21 protein-coding genes are annotated in these 16615 nt (G+C 39.1%); 2 read left to right on the forward strand and 19 right to left on the reverse strand.

Going from position 1 to position 16615, the window contains the following annotated elements:
* Positions 1–25 precede the first annotated feature (25 nt).
* The 4 genes from tkt to yneA all read right to left on the reverse strand — a co-directional run bounded on the left by tkt (position 26) and on the right by yneA (position 3376).
* Positions 26–2029 carry a transketolase gene (tkt, locus tag AJGP001_RS10585; protein WP_071154513.1) on the reverse strand — a complete coding sequence of 668 codons (2004 nt, stop codon included), beginning with the start codon at positions 2027–2029 and terminating at the stop codon, positions 26–28.
* Between the two features lie 87 nt (positions 2030–2116).
* Positions 2117–2350, reverse strand: a complete 234-nt coding sequence (locus tag AJGP001_RS10590) for a DUF896 domain-containing protein (RefSeq protein ID WP_058384994.1) — start codon at positions 2348–2350, stop codon at positions 2117–2119.
* Between the two features lie 58 nt (positions 2351–2408).
* Positions 2409–3062: a YneB family resolvase-like protein gene (locus AJGP001_RS10595; protein ID WP_058384993.1), complete on the reverse strand. Its 654-nt coding sequence runs from the start codon at positions 3060–3062 to the stop codon at positions 2409–2411.
* The gene (gene yneA, locus AJGP001_RS10600) at positions 3059–3376 is read right to left on the reverse strand and encodes a cell division suppressor protein YneA (RefSeq protein WP_058384992.1); all 318 of its coding nucleotides are present in this window, start codon (positions 3374–3376) and stop codon (positions 3059–3061) included. The genes AJGP001_RS10595 and yneA overlap by 4 nt, the downstream gene beginning before the upstream one ends.
* A gap of 165 nt (positions 3377–3541) precedes the next feature.
* On the opposite strand from yneA, the gene lexA reads away from it, so the two are divergent.
* Complete coding sequence (lexA, locus tag AJGP001_RS10605) at positions 3542–4162, forward strand: transcriptional repressor LexA (protein WP_058384991.1); 621 nt, start codon at positions 3542–3544, stop codon at positions 4160–4162.
* Between the two features lie 60 nt (positions 4163–4222).
* Here the strand turns inward: lexA and AJGP001_RS10610 are convergent, their stop codons facing one another.
* The 10 genes from AJGP001_RS10610 to AJGP001_RS10655 all read right to left on the reverse strand — a co-directional run bounded on the left by AJGP001_RS10610 (position 4223) and on the right by AJGP001_RS10655 (position 11229).
* A complete protein-coding gene (locus AJGP001_RS10610) occupies positions 4223–4957 on the reverse strand; it encodes a class I SAM-dependent DNA methyltransferase (RefSeq protein ID WP_078080521.1) in 735 nt (244 codons plus the stop codon).
* An 88-nt stretch (positions 4958–5045) separates the two neighbouring features.
* Positions 5046–5240 (reverse strand): hypothetical protein, encoded by a 195-nt coding sequence (locus AJGP001_RS10615; RefSeq protein ID WP_078080522.1) that lies wholly within the window; start codon positions 5238–5240, stop codon positions 5046–5048.
* Positions 5241–5300: 60 nt separating this feature from the next.
* Positions 5301–5732 carry a hypothetical protein gene (locus AJGP001_RS10620; protein WP_078080523.1) on the reverse strand — a complete coding sequence of 144 codons (432 nt, stop codon included), beginning with the start codon at positions 5730–5732 and terminating at the stop codon, positions 5301–5303.
* Positions 5733–5877: 145 nt separating this feature from the next.
* Positions 5878–6066 carry a hypothetical protein gene (locus tag AJGP001_RS10625; protein WP_058384987.1) on the reverse strand — a complete coding sequence of 63 codons (189 nt, stop codon included), beginning with the start codon at positions 6064–6066 and terminating at the stop codon, positions 5878–5880.
* 495 nt (positions 6067–6561) lie between these two features.
* Complete coding sequence (locus AJGP001_RS10630; RefSeq protein WP_078080524.1) at positions 6562–7821, reverse strand: Y-family DNA polymerase; 1260 nt, start codon at positions 7819–7821, stop codon at positions 6562–6564.
* 159 nt (positions 7822–7980) lie between these two features.
* The gene (locus tag AJGP001_RS10635) at positions 7981–8652 is read right to left on the reverse strand and encodes a hypothetical protein (RefSeq protein ID WP_177167555.1); all 672 of its coding nucleotides are present in this window, start codon (positions 8650–8652) and stop codon (positions 7981–7983) included.
* Positions 8653–8656: 4 nt separating this feature from the next.
* Positions 8657–9358 (reverse strand): hypothetical protein, encoded by a 702-nt coding sequence (locus tag AJGP001_RS10640; protein ID WP_071152974.1) that lies wholly within the window; start codon positions 9356–9358, stop codon positions 8657–8659.
* Between the two features lie 262 nt (positions 9359–9620).
* A complete protein-coding gene (locus AJGP001_RS10645) occupies positions 9621–10562 on the reverse strand; it encodes a peptidoglycan recognition protein family protein (RefSeq protein WP_078080525.1) in 942 nt (313 codons plus the stop codon).
* 1 nt (position 10563) lies between these two features.
* Positions 10564–10833 carry a holin gene (locus tag AJGP001_RS10650; RefSeq protein WP_071152976.1) on the reverse strand — a complete coding sequence of 90 codons (270 nt, stop codon included), beginning with the start codon at positions 10831–10833 and terminating at the stop codon, positions 10564–10566.
* 15 nt (positions 10834–10848) lie between these two features.
* On the reverse strand, positions 10849–11229 hold the full coding sequence (locus AJGP001_RS10655) for a hypothetical protein (RefSeq protein WP_071152977.1): 381 nt from the start codon (positions 11227–11229) through the stop codon (positions 10849–10851).
* A 539-nt stretch (positions 11230–11768) separates the two neighbouring features.
* Here AJGP001_RS10655 and AJGP001_RS10665 point away from each other — a divergent pair.
* Positions 11769–12839, forward strand: coding sequence for an EpsG family protein (locus tag AJGP001_RS10665; RefSeq protein ID WP_245830289.1), 1071 nt, complete (start codon positions 11769–11771; stop codon positions 12837–12839).
* Positions 12840–12919: 80 nt separating this feature from the next.
* Here the strand turns inward: AJGP001_RS10665 and AJGP001_RS10670 are convergent, their stop codons facing one another.
* The 5 genes from AJGP001_RS10670 to AJGP001_RS10690 are packed head-to-tail and all read right to left on the reverse strand — an operon-like array spanning position 12920 to position 16610.
* Positions 12920–14128 (reverse strand): WD40/YVTN/BNR-like repeat-containing protein, encoded by a 1209-nt coding sequence (locus AJGP001_RS10670; RefSeq protein ID WP_078080527.1) that lies wholly within the window; start codon positions 14126–14128, stop codon positions 12920–12922.
* Between the two features lies 1 nt (position 14129).
* The gene (locus AJGP001_RS10675; protein ID WP_078080528.1) at positions 14130–15341 is read right to left on the reverse strand and encodes a hypothetical protein; all 1212 of its coding nucleotides are present in this window, start codon (positions 15339–15341) and stop codon (positions 14130–14132) included.
* Position 15342: 1 nt separating this feature from the next.
* Entirely contained in the window at positions 15343–16041 is a 699-nt protein-coding gene (locus AJGP001_RS10680) for a hypothetical protein (RefSeq protein ID WP_071152983.1), read from the reverse strand.
* A gap of 46 nt (positions 16042–16087) precedes the next feature.
* Entirely contained in the window at positions 16088–16219 is a 132-nt protein-coding gene (locus tag AJGP001_RS10685; protein ID WP_078080529.1) for an XkdX family protein, read from the reverse strand.
* Entirely contained in the window at positions 16212–16610 is a 399-nt protein-coding gene (locus AJGP001_RS10690; protein WP_071152984.1) for a hypothetical protein, read from the reverse strand. Before AJGP001_RS10690 ends, AJGP001_RS10685 begins: the two co-directional genes overlap by 8 nt.
* Between the last annotated feature and the right edge of the window lie 5 nt (positions 16611–16615).

The raw sequence follows: 16615 nt of genomic DNA on the forward strand, positions 1-16615 counted from the left end.
GCAACAAATGCTTCCATTTTTTATCTTACTGTTCGTTGATTAGGTTTTTCACTTTGCTTGCTACGTTTTCAACAGTGAATCCGAACTCTTCCATAATGCGCTCGCCCGGTGCACTTGCACCAAAACGGTCGATTGCTAGAATTTCGCCTTCATCGCCTGTGTAACGGTCCCAACCAAATGAAGTTCCCACTTCTATTGCAAGACGCTTTTTAACCGTTTTTGGAATAACAGATTGCTTGTATTCCTTGCCCTGTTTTTCAAAACGATCCCAAGAAGGCATTGAAACAACAGATACGTTGATACCCTCTTCAGCCAATTGCTTTTGTGCAGCTACAGCTAAACTAACTTCAGAGCCAGTTGCTAATAGCAATGCTTGCGGATTTTCAACAGGTGACACAACATAAGCACCTTTTTCAACTCCAGCTTCAGCAAGTTCGCCGCTGTTTTCTAGAATCGGCAAGTCTTGACGAGACAGCACCAGTAAAGTCGGTGTCGTTTTAGCCGTTAATGCTAAACGCCACGCTGCTTTTGTTTCATTCGCATCTGCTGGACGAACAACGCTTAAGTTCGGCATTGCGCGAAGAGAAGCTAAATGTTCAACGGGTTCGTGAGTTGGGCCATCTTCTCCCACTGCCACACTGTCATGTGTGAAGACGTATGTTACAGGAAGTCCCATTAAAGCAGCTAGGCGAATCGCTGGACGAACATAGTCGCTAAAGACGAAGAACGTTCCACCAAAGACATGAAGTCCGCCGTGAAGAGCCATGCCGTTTAAAGCAGCACCCATTGCGAATTCGCGAACACCAAACCAGATATTGCGACCTTCAGGATGGTCAGCGTCAAAGTCACCGCCGCCTTTGATGTTTGTTTTGTTAGACCCAGCAAGGTCAGCACTACCACCAAAGAATGAAGGCACTGTTTTAGCGATTGCGTTAATCATGTCTCCAGAAGAAGCACGAGTTGCTTGTTTCTTGCCGAAGTCGTATGTCGGGAATTTCGCATCAAAGTTCTCCGGAAGTTCGCCGCGAATCGCCATTTGTAATTGTTCTGCTAGTTCTGGATGTGCTGATTCATACTGGCTGTACATGTCGTTCCAGTTAGCTTCAGCTTTAGCGCCCAACTCTTTCGTTGCTTGCTCAAACGTTTCGTATACTTCTGTTGGCACATAGAAATCCTCTTCAAATGTCCACTCGTAATGCTCTTTCGTCAATTTCATTTCATCTTCACCAAGTGGCGCTCCGTGTGAATCTGCTTTACCCGATTTGTTTGGAGAACCGTAACCGATAACCGTTTTAACTTCGATTAAAGTTGGTTTGTCTGAAGAACCTTTGGCTTGGGCAATTTTTTCAGATAGATCGTCCAGTTCGTTGCCGTCATCTACGCGCAAATAATTCCAGCCGTAAGATTCAAAGCGCTTTTGAACGTTTTCAGAGAAACTTTTTCCAAGGGGTCCGTCTAACGAAATATCATTACTATCATAAAGTACAACCAATTTATTCAGTTTCAAGTGACCTGCAAGAGAAATTGCTTCTCCGGCAACGCCTTCCATTAAATCACCGTCTCCGCATAGAGCGAATGTGTTGTGATCAATGATTTCTAAGTTTTCTTTATTGTATGTAGCCGCCAAATGACGCTCAGCCATTGCCATACCAACTGCCATACCAATTCCTTGGCCTAGTGGTCCGGTTGTCGCTTCAACGCCTACAGTGTGACCAAATTCCGGGTGTCCAGGAGTTTTCGAATCCCACTGACGGAAGTTTTTGATTTCATCCATTTCTAAACCATAGCCGCTTAGATGAAGCAAGCTATATAAAAGCATAGAACCATGTCCTGCCGATAACACAAAACGGTCACGGTTAAACCAATCCGGATTTTTCGGGTTATGGTTCATGTGTTTAGTCCACAATGTATACGCCATTGGAGCTGCGCCCATTGGCAATCCTGGATGACCAGAATTAGCTTTTTCAATAGCATCAATAGAAAGTGTACGAATTGTTGTTACTGCAAGTTGATCTGCGTGGGTTGACATAGTAACATCCTCTCTCAAACAAAAATTTAATCCTATTCTAGTTTAGTCAACAATAGGAAAGAATACAATGAAAAAGAGAATAAGTATTTAATTCAAATACTTATTCTCTCGAATATTTTTGACCTTTTCAGGAGTTACATCATTTCCTTCAGGATCAATTACTTTTACGTTTTCAATTGTACCGCGCATGGTTTTGCGAAATGTTTGCAAATACTCTTGGCGCAGAGAAGATTGTTCTTTTGCTTCTTCTTTAGACAAACCTTCTGTTTTAGACTTGCGAGACAATTGGTTAATACGTGCTAATTTTTCTGGTGATAACATAGACATCCACCTTTCTTCTTTTCATATCGTACAAAAAAAGTAAGATTTCTGCAATGTTTTAGTCTTCCATTAGTCGCTCGTATTCTTTAAAGCGCCGATGAACCGTTGCCTTGCTAGCTTGATAACCAAACCCCTGTAGCGTAACAGCAATTTCACTGAACGTCAGGCCGTTAGACTTCAAACTTACAATTTGGTCAATAGGCAAATCAAGACGTTCGCGGCCTTCAGGATTTCCTTTTCCCTTTAGATTCTTTTCCGGCTTATAGCCATTATCCACAGCGCGTTTCATGCCCCGTTTAATTTTGGCATTATGTATCTTGCGCTGATATTCTTCTACGATTGCTAGGATTTCAAGCACCATGTCATCCATATCATTTAATGCAATCGGTCCTTGATCTGATAAGGTATAAACCTCAACTTCGTACTTTTTCATAACATGTAAAAGCGCAATCCGCGCGTGTCCCCTGCCCAAACGTGTTTCGTCCTGAATGAAGACAGCATCAACTGGTTGTGTCTTGATGCTATTTAACATTTCTAGCAGTCCATCTCGATCCATTTCATACCCACTATGTTGATCCGAAAATACAGCTTCAACTTTATAGGATTGTTCATATGCGAATTTCGTCAGTTCTTCTTCTTGTCTTTCTAGTGAAGACTCCTGCGTGTCTTTAGTTGTGCTAACACGGCAGTAAATTAATGCGTTTTTCTTCATTCAGCATCACCTGCAAATTTAATGGTTTCATCAGGAGCAAACTTCAATTGATCACTGGGAATTTTAAGAGATTGCCCTGCAATAATTTTAGAAGTTGAAAGATTATTTTCTTTCATAATATCTTCTATCCACTCGTGATGAGGGGTCTTGCCGCTGAAAGATTCAGCTAATGTCCAAAGTGTGTCGCCTTCTTCTATTTCAACTTGGCTCATTTGTGCACTGTTTGTATTATGAGACACAATCGCGTAAAAAGTAAATACAATGATTAAAACAAAAAATGCAACTAGAAAAGAATTTTGTCGGATGGTTGTCAATTGAAACGCCTCCTAGGAATGTGTGTTCGGAATATATGTTCTCATATTAATGCGAACAAGTGTTTTTGTCAACAATAAAATTCGAACCTATGTTTGCATTTCATAGCCCGAGTTGGTATACTATTGGTAGAAATCAAGTAGAATTACTCAAATGAGGTGAAACTGTTGAAAAAAGTATCTAAACGCCAAGAAGATATTCTGACGTTCATAAAAGATGAAGTTCGCTTGAAAGGCTATCCACCGTCCGTTCGTGAAATTGGTGAGGCAGTTGGTCTGGCATCTAGTTCGACTGTACATGGCCATTTGGCACGCCTTGAAAGTAAAGGTTTGATTAGACGAGATCCAACAAAACCGAGAGCAATTGAAGTAATCAGTACCGATGAAGCACTTATTGATAAAAGTCCAGTGTTACACGTACCGTTGATAGGTAAAGTAACTGCCGGCATTCCAATTACAGCTATTGAAAATGTTGAAGAGTATTTTCCTCTTCCCCAAAGCTATGGCACAGAAGATGATCATATCTTTATGCTCGAAATTATGGGTGAAAGTATGATTGAAGCAGGAATTTTAAATGGGGATTACGTCATTGTTAAACAACAACAAACAGCTAATAACGGGGACATTGTTGTTGCCATGACAGCTGAAGACGAAGCAACCGTTAAACGTTTTTTCCGTGAAGAGAATTTTTTCCGACTGCAACCTGAAAACTCTTCGATGGATCCAATTATCGTTGATCAAGTTTCTATTCTCGGCAAAGTTGTCGGCGTTTATCGTCAAATTCAATAATATAAAAAACACCGAGAACATGTTCTCGGTGTTTTTTATATTATTATTATGTAAACAACTTTATTGTTTGCTGCAACTAAAAGCTAAAATAACCGGAATCCGCTTTCTTCTCTCGTACTCTTCTTGGTCTTCAAAGTATTGTCGATTGGGCATTCCTTCTCGAAGATCCGTAATGCTAAATCCCGCTTTTCTCAGCGCTTTAAAATAACTTTCAGTAGTGCGGTGATACTTGACTACTATTTTATCAATCCAAGGTTCTTGTCGCTCACCTTCTACAAAGTAATCGTCAACGATCCAGTTCCCTCTTTTTTCTCCTGTTTTTTTACTCGCAAACGAGGATGTGGTTAGCGGATGTTGAACGCTAAAGACAAACTTTCCATCCTCTTTTAAAGAGGCATGAACATTACGAAACAATTCATCTATCTCTGACAAGTAATGAATTGCCAAGCGTGAGGTCACATGATCATAATGTTCTTTTGGAAAATCGAACGACTCCATCGTTGCGAATGTCATTTCAGCATGTAAGCCCTCAATATTTTGTTGTGCGAGTTTATACATCTCTTCAGAACCTTCTACTCCGTGATAAAATTGCGCACCTGCTTGTAGCAGCTCTTGCCCAAACAAAGCATCTCCACATCCCAAATCCAATATCCGTTTGTTGTGCACCGTTCCAAGCAGCTCATAGATGACTGGCTTTTCAATGCTATTATTTGGACTATCTACACGATTTCTTCTTAGTAGAAAATTTGCTAAAAAGTCCTTTTCTTCGTAAGCACTTGGTCCTTTAAAGTTCATCTTACTCCTCCTCTAGTTAACGTTTTGTTCAAAAAAAAGAGGCTACCGGAGCAGCACCTTCTCTGCAGCTAGTTTAAAAAGACATCTTTTAAGCTTCGCTGACTGTTATATGTTTAACTAAATTAATTGTAATGCGATGAATATTACCTGTTTCCGTATTAGAAATTTCGTAAGTGCCATTGGATGGAATTTTGCTTAATGCCGACTCTTTATCCACAGCCTGAACCTTATGAACGATGGTGTTTCCTTGGTCAAAGTTGAACTCTACACGAAACGTCTTCATATAATGGCCTCCTCTAATCTAGTTAATTTGTCTTCGTGAACCAGTCTACCACATCTAAAGTTATTGCTGCTTGTATAATTCTTTATAAGCGATCACTTTGAGAGCTAGTAGTTCTTCTTCGTTTAGATCTTGTTCTAAGGTTTGAATCACTTCATCAACAGACATCGTGCCGTCTTCAATTCCAGACTTCATCTTAGCCAAATCTGTTATCCCAACTTTTTTAATGACTGTACCGGCAGCATCTCCAGCTGTTTGGAATGGTAAGGGCTGGTCCTGTTGTTCTGCAACTTCCACTTGTTCTATGTATTCGAGCATTTTCGGATCACTTTCCACATACTCGATTACTTTTTCCATCTGACCATTATTCCGCATTTCTTTGGTTACTTCTGCAACCATACGATCTGCCGAAAAGTCTGGTCCTATGACATAAGCACCGATGCCTGCAACTGAAAAAAATATTAAAAAAATAATAATTGTCATTAAAAAACGCATAGCCGTCCCTCTCCTCCGTTTTAGTTTATTATAACAGTAGACGGATAGAAGTGTATAAAGTTACCAAAAAAGAAAAACCTTAATAGTGATTCTCTACAGAACCAAAATTAAGGCTACCTCTCTTATTCGCATATTCATTAATTAATCATCGTTTCCGCTGCTCAGCAATCCACCAATCAATATGTTCTAAATTAAATATAATGACATCTTTGTAGGCTTTGCGATGCGGAATCTTTCTTTTCGACATTAAGTCTGTAATCTGCTCTGCAGCCAGTGGATAATTTACTGACTCCAAATAATTAACCAAATTTGAAAGCCCTTGTACTTTCCTCAATTTAATCCCCTCCCACAAAATCCTCCTTTTGGTTACCCAAAGGAAAATTCAGTACGAGTTACTAAATATTTAGGCTGCATTTTAGTATAACCTTTTTGCAGGTGCTTTAAACCTTTAGGATTTTATACTTCGTATTTTTTTGATTCACTGGCAAACATATTTGGAGAAGAAGTTGTTTTCTATAAACAAAAAACCGTTGGAGCCTTAGAGCCCCAACGGTTTTCAACTTAATACATTTTCAAGTATTGCTCACGTTCCCACGGGTGGACGCTTGTGCGGATTATATACCTGGTGTTTTTATGTGTATTTGTGTGAGGTTAAGTGTTGATAAATCAACCTTCTTAAATATCAACTTTGTTTATTTGTGTTTATTTGTAGTTGGTTCGTTGGGCAAAAGTTGGGCAATTTTTAAAATGCTTGTTGGGCAAAATAAAAATGCTAATATTTAAGTTCCTTCAATATAAAGGTGATAACATATTTGCCAACCTTACTATCCTATTCTTTATTATGGCCGCCCAGTAACTTGGTTCTCGCTATGGCTGTACCTGCAGCTGTTCCAGATATGCCCCGATAGATTGCCGAGTAACCATATTTCTTCCGGATAGAATCCATGGCCGCATCTAATCTGCGCTGTTCGAATTTTCGTTCGTCAAATAGGCTGAGCTGCATCGATGATTCTTCTTCTAAATTGGTGATGGAGACCGAAATCTGACGGACTGGTTTGTCTTGATGAAATGCCCGAAATAATTCCTGACACACTTCATATATTTTCATCGTCTGATTGGTAGCCTCGTCCACCGAATGCGAGCGCGAGAAACCTCCCCCGTATGCCGTTTTGCTGTAACCAACGCCTAAGTGAATCGTACGGCCTGCCACCCGTGCCTCCCTTGTTCTCATGGCCACATCCTCACACATCTCCAAAATGATCGTCATGATCTCCTTTTCTTCAACATAGTCCCGATATAATATCTGCCCTTTGCCATAACTGACTTGCCCTTCTACGATAGGCGCCCCCAGTTCGGATAGATCAATACCGTTCGCATGTTGGTACAATTGATGGCCCATAATACCAAACTTTTCTTCCAGCCATTCCAAGTCACTGTTTGCCAAGTCTCCAACTAAATAGATACCCATGCTGTTCAGCGTCGCTTCTGTACGGAATCCAATTCCCCACATTTTACTTAGTGGCGTGACTGGCCATAATTTTAAGGGAACATCTGCATAAGTCCATTCTGCAAAACCCGTTTTCTTTGCCTCTATATCCAGCGCTAGTTTCGCCATCAGCATATTGGGTCCCATCCCGACTGTGGAAGGCAGCTTAAACTTTTCAAGAAGTTCATCCTGAATACGCCGCATCGTGTCTGCAGGTGGTCCCCATAACTTTTCTGTTCCGGTTAAATCGACGAAGCTTTCATCTACGCTGTACACATGAATGGCTTCTTTTGGTACATAGCTTAATAACAAATCTGTGATTTGCATGGATTTTAGTAAGTAACTTTTCATCTTTGGCTCAACCAGTAAGATGTCCCGATGGTCGGGTATTTCAAATAGGCGTGATCCGGTCTTAATGCCGAATCGTTTCTTCATCATGGGAGAAGCTGCTAAAACCACGCTTCCTTTTCGTTCCTGATTGCCTACTACTGCGATACAGGCTTTCATCGGATCCAGTCCTAATTCGACGGCAGCGCAACTGGCATAGAAACTTTTCATGTCGATACACGCTATGGTTCGGGTTGATACGCCTGCCAGTTCCATCTGATCACCCCTAAAATAAGAACAATTGTTCTTATGATACCACGGATTTTAGGTTTACAATCCTATTTAGGCAAATAAAAAACCCTCATCCACGTAAGGTTGAGGGTTTTGGTTTACATTCTAAAAGTCAAATAAAATCTGAAAACAATATTTTTAATTTTATGCCATAGAAATGTTTAATAAGTCTCTAACCAAATCTAAAACTTGATAATCAGATAGCTGATTATAAAGTAAAATAGAACCATCAACAGAAATCCTGAATGTAACAGATTGCTCCGGCATGTCGAAACTTACTATGACAGCTTTTAATTCTCCTGAACTAATCATGCTTGCGTAATATTGAGTGTTATGAACACCAGTACCTCTCATTGTAACTCCGCTAACAGTCTCGATTGATACATCGAACTTTGCGCTGCGAACATCTGTAGCTTCTCGAATTATATTTAAAATATCGAATTGATGTCTCTGGAATTTCAAATCATACAACTCTTCAAATTTCAACCTTACTTTTTCCGAATCATCTTTTCGGCAAAGAGTAATTAAATGGCCAACATTGTCTGTTGGATTATTTTTGAAATATGCTTCATGTACCTCTTTTCTAATAACCTGATCAACTGTTTCACCTTTTACGCGAACTGTTTGATTGTAAACTTCATCATTAATAATTCTAAAGTTTGTGTAACCAGAAGGTGAAGTTTCATTTTTCATTACGTAGGTTTCAATTTTTTCATCGAAATGATTTATTCTCTGTGTACTCTCACGATGATCAACTTTTAGTTCACCTTCATATACTCCTTCTACGACATCAAAAATCCCAATACTTGTTATCATCAAATCACCCTATCATTAAAATGTCTTTGGAAACTTCTTCTATAATATCAAAAGATCTCTCATTTAGGGTGATTTTGTTTTTAAAAATTCGCAATTTATTTTTATTTCTTGAAAGAGCGTTATTGTTATGGTTATTTTTAAGGGTGTTTAAATCAAATACACATTCAAAATGTTCAATATTGCTTTGGCCTAATCTCTGAATCATTAATCCGAAAAACGGATTAAAATTGTTTGTAAAATTAATATCTAGATTATAATTTTTTTCAATATATTCTAATTGTTTTTCTAACTCGTTAAACAGAAGTCTTAAATCAGCTAATCTAAGACGTGCTGTTTTGTAAGTTACATTCATTGGCAAAAAATTTAAATCTACTTTTACATTATTGTTTCTAGAAACATCGAGATCATATATGGCAAGTAAAGTAAAGTCGCCAAAAGTATATTGCTTTTTATTACTTAAATTAATTGTCTTATGCTTTTCTTTAAATACCTCATCTATAGACTTTTCAAGAGCTTTATAGAAATCAGTTTCCTTTGATATCGTAAAGTTAGCATGAACTTTCCATTTTGTATCTCTCCATTTTTTAAACTTCTTTACTAAAAAGAAGTAGTATTTTGGATATTTATTATATAAATACTGATGTAAATTTAAAACGACTAAAATAGATGGTATGCCCCACTTCAGGATTCCAAATACTATGTCCATATTCATACCCCTTTTCTTACTACCCTAAATAATACTTAGTAATAGTATTATATTCATTAAGCATTCTAATTTACTATATTAAATATTAAATTCCTTTAATTATATCTCCTTAATTATAACTTATTAGTCATGGGAATTTTCATTTTAACAGTTTTTACGATGCAAATTAAAAAAAGCCTAATGGCCGACTCCCGGCAATCATTAGGCTTTTGTGAAGTAATACTATTTAGTATCCATCTCTTATTTTATTCTTATTCGGTTCTTACTTTATTCGCTCTCCGCCAATTAACGCAGCGCCTGCAATCAGGTTGTTCAGATACAACAGTTCACTCTGCGTCATGCTGCCATCGAGTATCGCTTTTTCATGAGCTGCAGAAGAAAACACATCGCGTTCTCTGGCCTTCTGGAAAGTAGCTGCAATTTCTTCACGCTGTCTTTTTGTCAGTTCCAATTCTTCCGCCTCCTCTGGCTTTGGTGTAGCTACTGTTGCAGGTGGTTTCTTATTCTGTTTGTCTAGTATCGCGTTGAGCGTTGCTTGTGAAGCTTTGCCCCATACTCCATCAGGATCAAGATTGTTCGCTCGCTGGAATGCTTCAACAACTTCTTCAGTGCCGTCTCCAAAAATCCCGTCTACAACTAATTTATAGCCGGCCTTTACCAAATCAGCTTGAATATTTTTGATTCTTGGATCAGTGTCACCATTTAAGAAGTAATCTCTGTTCTCTACCTTGGATGAAACCTGTACAGGCTGTCCCTGAGAAAGAGCTTTTCGTACCGTGTTCATATTGATGCCAGGGCACGCTGTAGACGTGCCGCTAAATTCGTTGTGCCCCTTTACAGCACTCACTGGAAGACCGAAGCGTTTCAGTGCAATTCTGCAGCGTTCATCCCATGCTTTTTCTTGCGCTGGTGTGAATGAACCATTACCAACTACGCAAATATGGTAGATGTTCGTGTTATGGTTGGCCACGCCATTCGTAATTTCAATTGGATCGTAGCAAAGCTGCACAGAACCATCACGTAAGATGATTTCATGATAGCCTCCTGTTCCCCACCCCTTTACACCGTTCCACGTTTTCCAGAATGCAAAGAAGTCACCAGCCGTAGTTGCTGAATGATGACGCGCAATGTTTCTGATAGCTGATTCTGACCTAGTGCCGTTACTTCGTTTTGTTTGGCTCCGAATATCGTGAATTTTCGTCATCTTAAAATCCCCCTTCTTTTGACTGTCCATCGCGCTGTTTAACTACTTCGAATAGCCCTACACTGGCAAGCCCTGCAAGTCCACCAGCCCAGAAACGATTAACATAATCTAAGTCCGTGAACGGTGCAGCTGCAAAGCCAATTAGTAGTCCCACTAGTAAAGCGATGACCGGAATAAAGTTAAGGGGTATATTCACTGCCTTTTTAATCATTTCTACCAGTGCTGTGATGATGGGTGCGAGAATTGCTGCAAATATTAATACTGCTGCCATTTCAAATTCCTCCTCTTATTTAGGTGCTTCTACGATTAAGTAGTAAATCACGCCGCCTGAACTGGCTAACGCCGCTAAGGAACCTGCTATCTTTAAAAAGACAGTAGACATCGTATTCCATCGCAACATCTTCAGTTCATGTTCTTGTGACGCGCTTTCTGTTCTAAATCCCATAGCTTTCTCCACGAGAACATATAGCTTGTCCACTTGTTGTGTAACGATAGCGCGCGTTTCCCTGTTTTCAAGTGTCACTGTCGTTTCAAGCTTGATGGCGTTATTCTTCATTTCTTCCATTTGTTCTGCGTGATCTTCCAGTGTTTGTTTGATGACTGCTATGTCTTTCGTGTTCAGTTCGACTGTTCGGAACATCCCCAACTCGTCTCCTCCGCTTGGCATCCTCTTCCCCCTTTTTCATCTGAATTTTGACATATAAAAAAGAGCGCCCGATTGGACACTCTTTAAAGCTTAATTCTTCTATTCGCCCATTTTGCTACGAATTCACCTACCGTAAAAATCTCACCATTCTTTTTCCAACGATAAAAAGTCCGATTGTGCTTTCCACAAAGATGTGTAGCAAAAACGCTATTATTACAGTCCAGGACTTCGCAAACTTGCAACGCATTGTGTCGTTTCGATGGATGTAACGGTGCATCTCCATTTGTCCGGTTTCTGTAATAATGATATGCGCAAAGTCCTTTAAACTTTATTGGTTCGCTGCAGTTCTCAACTGTGCATTCTTTCAATTCTAATTCCCCTTTCCCAGTCTATTTCTTCGACAGGGAAGTACGGGAATCCTTTAAGCTTTTAAATTGTGTGCTTAGTCAACAATTTGTACCAACCACAAGGCATCTATATTTGTGTATTGTTGTTTCTTCGTATAAATGTTACCCTTATAAAAAATGTAAGTGGGTGAAAATATGATACTCTTCTATACAATGTCCTCGTGGGTTTTACTTTCTTCGTTAGGTCAACCGAATACACTATTGAAAAATTCCTATGTTTCAAGAGCCTTTCTTATACTATTCACAGTCCTTTTGTTGTTAGCTATTCCATCTAGAGATTTCCATACCTACGGTGGAGACATGAATAATTATGTTAACTTTTTTCAAAAAATAGCCGGAATGTCTTTGGTTGATACTTTTAAAATTGCTATTTGGGAACCGTCATTCGTGTTCACACAGTGGATTATATCAAGATTCACCAGCAATCCTTCTATTTATATAATCATCACCGTACTTATATACATATTGACACTCGGAAAATCTATTAAAAACATTTTTTCACCTTGGCAGATGATGTTCATTTTGTTCGCCTACCTTAACTTTACTTTTTTCTATGGTTATATATTTAATGGGGCACGACAAGGTTTTTCTATTATGCTTCTACTATTAGCCATTTCCATTTGGCTCAGCAAAGGTCGTAACTTGTATTTCTATATTGCTTTAATTCTATCGGCATCTTTTCATCTTTCTGTAATTCCAGCAACTATCATTTTGTTGTCGTTAAAGCAATTCAATTTTAAAATTAAAACGCTTTTGGTTTATTGGGCATTCTTTAGCTTACTTTTTATCAGCGGATTTAATCAATTCATCATGCAAATTCCTTTTGTCAATTCGATAACTCTCATTCAGTCATACGCAAGTTCCGCCGCCTTGGAACATTACGGCGGCGAAGTTAATAATTTGAAATTTTATGCTTTCAGTGCTTTTTTCTTAATCCTAGGTTTGATACTATATAAAACAATAAAGTTGGAAAGTGCGTTAAAGCTTACTTACTTAAAAATAATTAAAATATACACTGCTTTGAATTGTTATTTTTTGCTTTTGGGATTTGTGTCATTTTCAGATAGAATCGCAATTTATTCATGGTTCCTTATTCCGATTTTGGTTTTATTTCCGATTTTAAACAAGGAAAAACATTCGCCGTTCTTACTCTTTATTGTTTTACTTATCTTAGCTTTAAACGGAATTAGTAGTACTCAAGGATTTTACGACTTTGGTTTTTAAAAGAATAAATTTCAGGAGAGGATATAATCCCCTCCTTTTTTTATTGTCTTATTTTCATCCCTTTTAGTCTCTACAACGAGTTATTGTCCCCATCCCGGAAATTCCAATTTAACTGCATATCTTTCAGGAAGAAGAGTCTTGTCGTCTTTATTTGCTTCTGTGTAAAAGGCAACCAACTCATTTTTATTGGTTGGTCCGAATACACCCATTAAACCCCCGTCAACATAATCTACAGAATACGCATTCATCAAATTGTCAGATTGCCATATTGGTGTAAATGAATATCCGTCTTTTGTTGCGAATACATTTGCTGGAATCACATCTGAGCCTAGAGAGTAGCAATGCCACCCGAAAAACGCACTTGAATTTGCCCCATAGGAAATAGCTGGCTTAGAACCAACAAAATCACTTTTATCTAAGTCAATTCCACGCTTGCTATACCAAGCTTTATAAGGAAAAACTTGATTCCCTTGCGTTCCTCCCGGCAACCTGTCATAACGCCAAACAAACATAGAGCCGTTTGTATCACTAATAAATAGAACACATTTTGGCAAAGGAATAATAGCGGTAATTCTGACATTTAAATCAGGTAGACCATACGTTGTTTGCCAAGTATTTCCTAAGTCATTGCTGTAGAAAATATTATCATTCACTCCATAATCGCCAGAAGAAGCCCAAATGATTCCCTCGTATGGATCATATCTAATATCGTGGAAGTGGCTGACTGTCGGATCGGGATGTTGCAAAATTATTTCCCACGTTTCTCCACAATCTTTTGACATGAAACATTTATTGTAATTGACTCCACCACCGTACCCCGCAACTAAAACGGTATCGCCATGAATGTCAACACCGAAAACACTCGCTACGGCTGTATTAAATTCGTATTTCATTTCAAAGTTTTCTTCGTTTATATCCGATAAGTGTACACGCCCTCCAAAATCAGTAATTGCCAACAGCTTTCCGTTGTCGAATTTATGAATATGTGACGCTCTTCGGTCAAATTCTGGATTGGCAGTTGATAACACGGGAATCCAATTCCCCCCAAAGTCTACACTTTTAAATATTCTAGAATCTGCATCTCTTACCCCATAGAGTACGCCCTCTTTTGTAAGATGGCGAATTAATACACCATTTGTATTTTGTACTTTTGTGTTAACGGGTAGATTTAGCGGAAGAATCGGATCTGGTAAATTCATCTTCTCTGTTACTGGTGGCTCATTTACCACTTTAACGTTCAAAATATCCTCTGTATTAATCCCGTTTATTTTAAAATTAGGTGACTTCATTTTATTTTACCCCCATTACTGTTTTCGGCATTAAATCTATTCCTGTTTTCAAAACCCTGTAAATAGTATTGCCGTAATGTCCGTTAACCGCACTGAATCCATACAAGAAGTCTTCTCTGATATCGGTAATTGCGAACGGTGTTTTTCCGCCCCAAATCTCATTTTTACCAGAATCTAGTTTGCCTTCATTTGTATAAATGGAACCATTGCTATCCAAAAATAACCTTGCTGAAATCCCGTCGACTTCATAATACTTCTGCCATATCACCGTGGGTGCAGAAGTCGTATCTGCTAGTTGCTGATTCAGTTTTGAGATTTGATACCCCCTCTTGTTGTTACCATTCGCGGAGTAAGTTTGAGAAATCCTGTAAATGCTGCCATCATTGGTTAATCTGATATAGAGATTGTTACCGTATGCGTTTGGATGCGTGACGTTGTACGTCCAAACCACATTCGGGCTTGTAGTTGCATTAGCTGCACTCTGATCAAATTTAACAATGCCGTATGCGTGCGAAACATATAGGTCATCGTCGTTATCAATAGCCATATAAAACGAATTTGTCACGCCTTGAACAACATGTTTTAATTCCCAAATAAGATTCCCATCAACGCCACTTTGTTTTCTTAACAACATCGCGCGGTTTTCGTCAAGCGTACCTGAGCTGCCAATTGAATAAATGTCACCATTTTTGTCGACAAAACTATCTTCTATTTCCACATAATTAGAAAGATTATAGTTAGTCTGCCAAATCACCGTCCCGGTAATACCGGATACTTTTTCAATCATTCTATGTCCCGCGCCATTAGTACCAATTATCAAAACGTCATCGTTCTTGTCTACCATGATACGTGTTATTGTAACGTCCGAATACTCACCCATAAAATTCGCATATGTCCAAAGAGGAACATTGCTATCAAGTGAACTACCGAACTTTTTGACAGTCTTAGCAGTGTCTGCCACATATACAGCGTCTTTACCTGCTTTAACATCAATAACAGTCGATTCTAAATCTATATTACCGTACACTCCTAGACCACTTACAGTCACATTCCCTACATAACCATCTTCGTAAGGTTCTAAGAAATCACCCAACAATTGCGGCGAACTGGAATTCTTTTCAGACACAACTAGCTCGCCTTGATTATTTGTCTTTATTGATTTAGCAAACCCATTACCATCACGACCAGCAACTCTCATCATCTTATCAGCCATCTTATACTACCTCCCAAGGCGCATTTTCGTTTGTTATGGTGTCTAAGAAGTCGCTTAATTCCACTCTCAAAGAAGGCTCCATTTTATCGAGAGTCACTGAATCATCTTGCGGAATACTCAACAAGTTAATCGACCCTTGACCAGTTAACAATGCAATCGTGTTTTCAGATAAATCTTCCGGCTCTGCTTTTACTCCTTGCCCTATTTTTTCTGCCAACTGTTGACCAAGACCATTCAACCTTGCCCCTAAATTAACGTCGTTTCCACGTGCTGCTACGACCTCAGGATTGTTGCCCCCAGCATCCGCAATGACTCTGTCTAATTCTCCTCGTACGGATTGAGAAGTGGATTCCGCACTTGTTGAAACCGTCTTTGCGTCTTGAGCAACGGCCAGTGCTTGATCCGATATCCCTTTTGCTTCAATTACGTTAGCATTAGCTGCATTTGCTACCTGGTTTGCTGAAGTGGCGCTCTGGACTGCGTTTGCTGAATTAGTTAGCGCTGACTCCGCTTTTGCATCAATTCCTTCCGCTGTTGTTTTAGCCTGGCTCGAAATTGCAGTTGCAGAAGCCGAGGATTCATCTAGTTTTTTGGCTTTATTATCTAGCTTCTGAAAGTTTTCGCTAATCTCAGATCGGCGCCATGGATCCGTACCCACCCAATCATGCATATTAAGATAATCAGTTTTGCGTGATGACATCTATTAACTCCTCCTCTATTGGAAAAAAGACATAAAAAGAATCCCACTATGCTTGATAGGGGATTCCTGTAATTTCTTGATATTGTTCGGCTGTAATCCATTTTGCTTTGACGAAGATCTTCACGTCATCGTTGTCATATCGATTCGAGTCATAATAGCGTTTTATGGAATTATACATTTGAATCACCTGCCAGTTCTAACATAGCCAAACGCATCATAAATTCGGCATTTTCTCCTTCGAGCGTTTCAACTTTAGTCGACAAAACTTCTACCGTCTCTGACAATGGGGCAGAAGGAGCAACAGGAGCTGGCTGGTCTGCGTAATTGAATGTGAGTTTCTTTGTTGAGGGAATTATTGTATAACTTTTCGCCAAACGAAAGTCTTGTGCATAGGCCCCGAAAGCAAGCTCTATGTAATCAAAAGTCGAGCGTACGCGTTTATTTAATTCATTGTAAGTAGCAATATCCTGCGCTACAGTAGTTTTAACAACATTACCTTCACGTTCACCCGTGTCCACCAGGATGCGGCCTGTACTAATTTCATAGTAAATACGTCTACCTATTTTCATGGTAA

Source organism: Planococcus faecalis, from assembly GCF_002009235.1.
Taxonomy (GTDB): Bacteria; Bacillota; Bacilli; order Bacillales_A; family Planococcaceae; genus Planococcus; species Planococcus kocurii.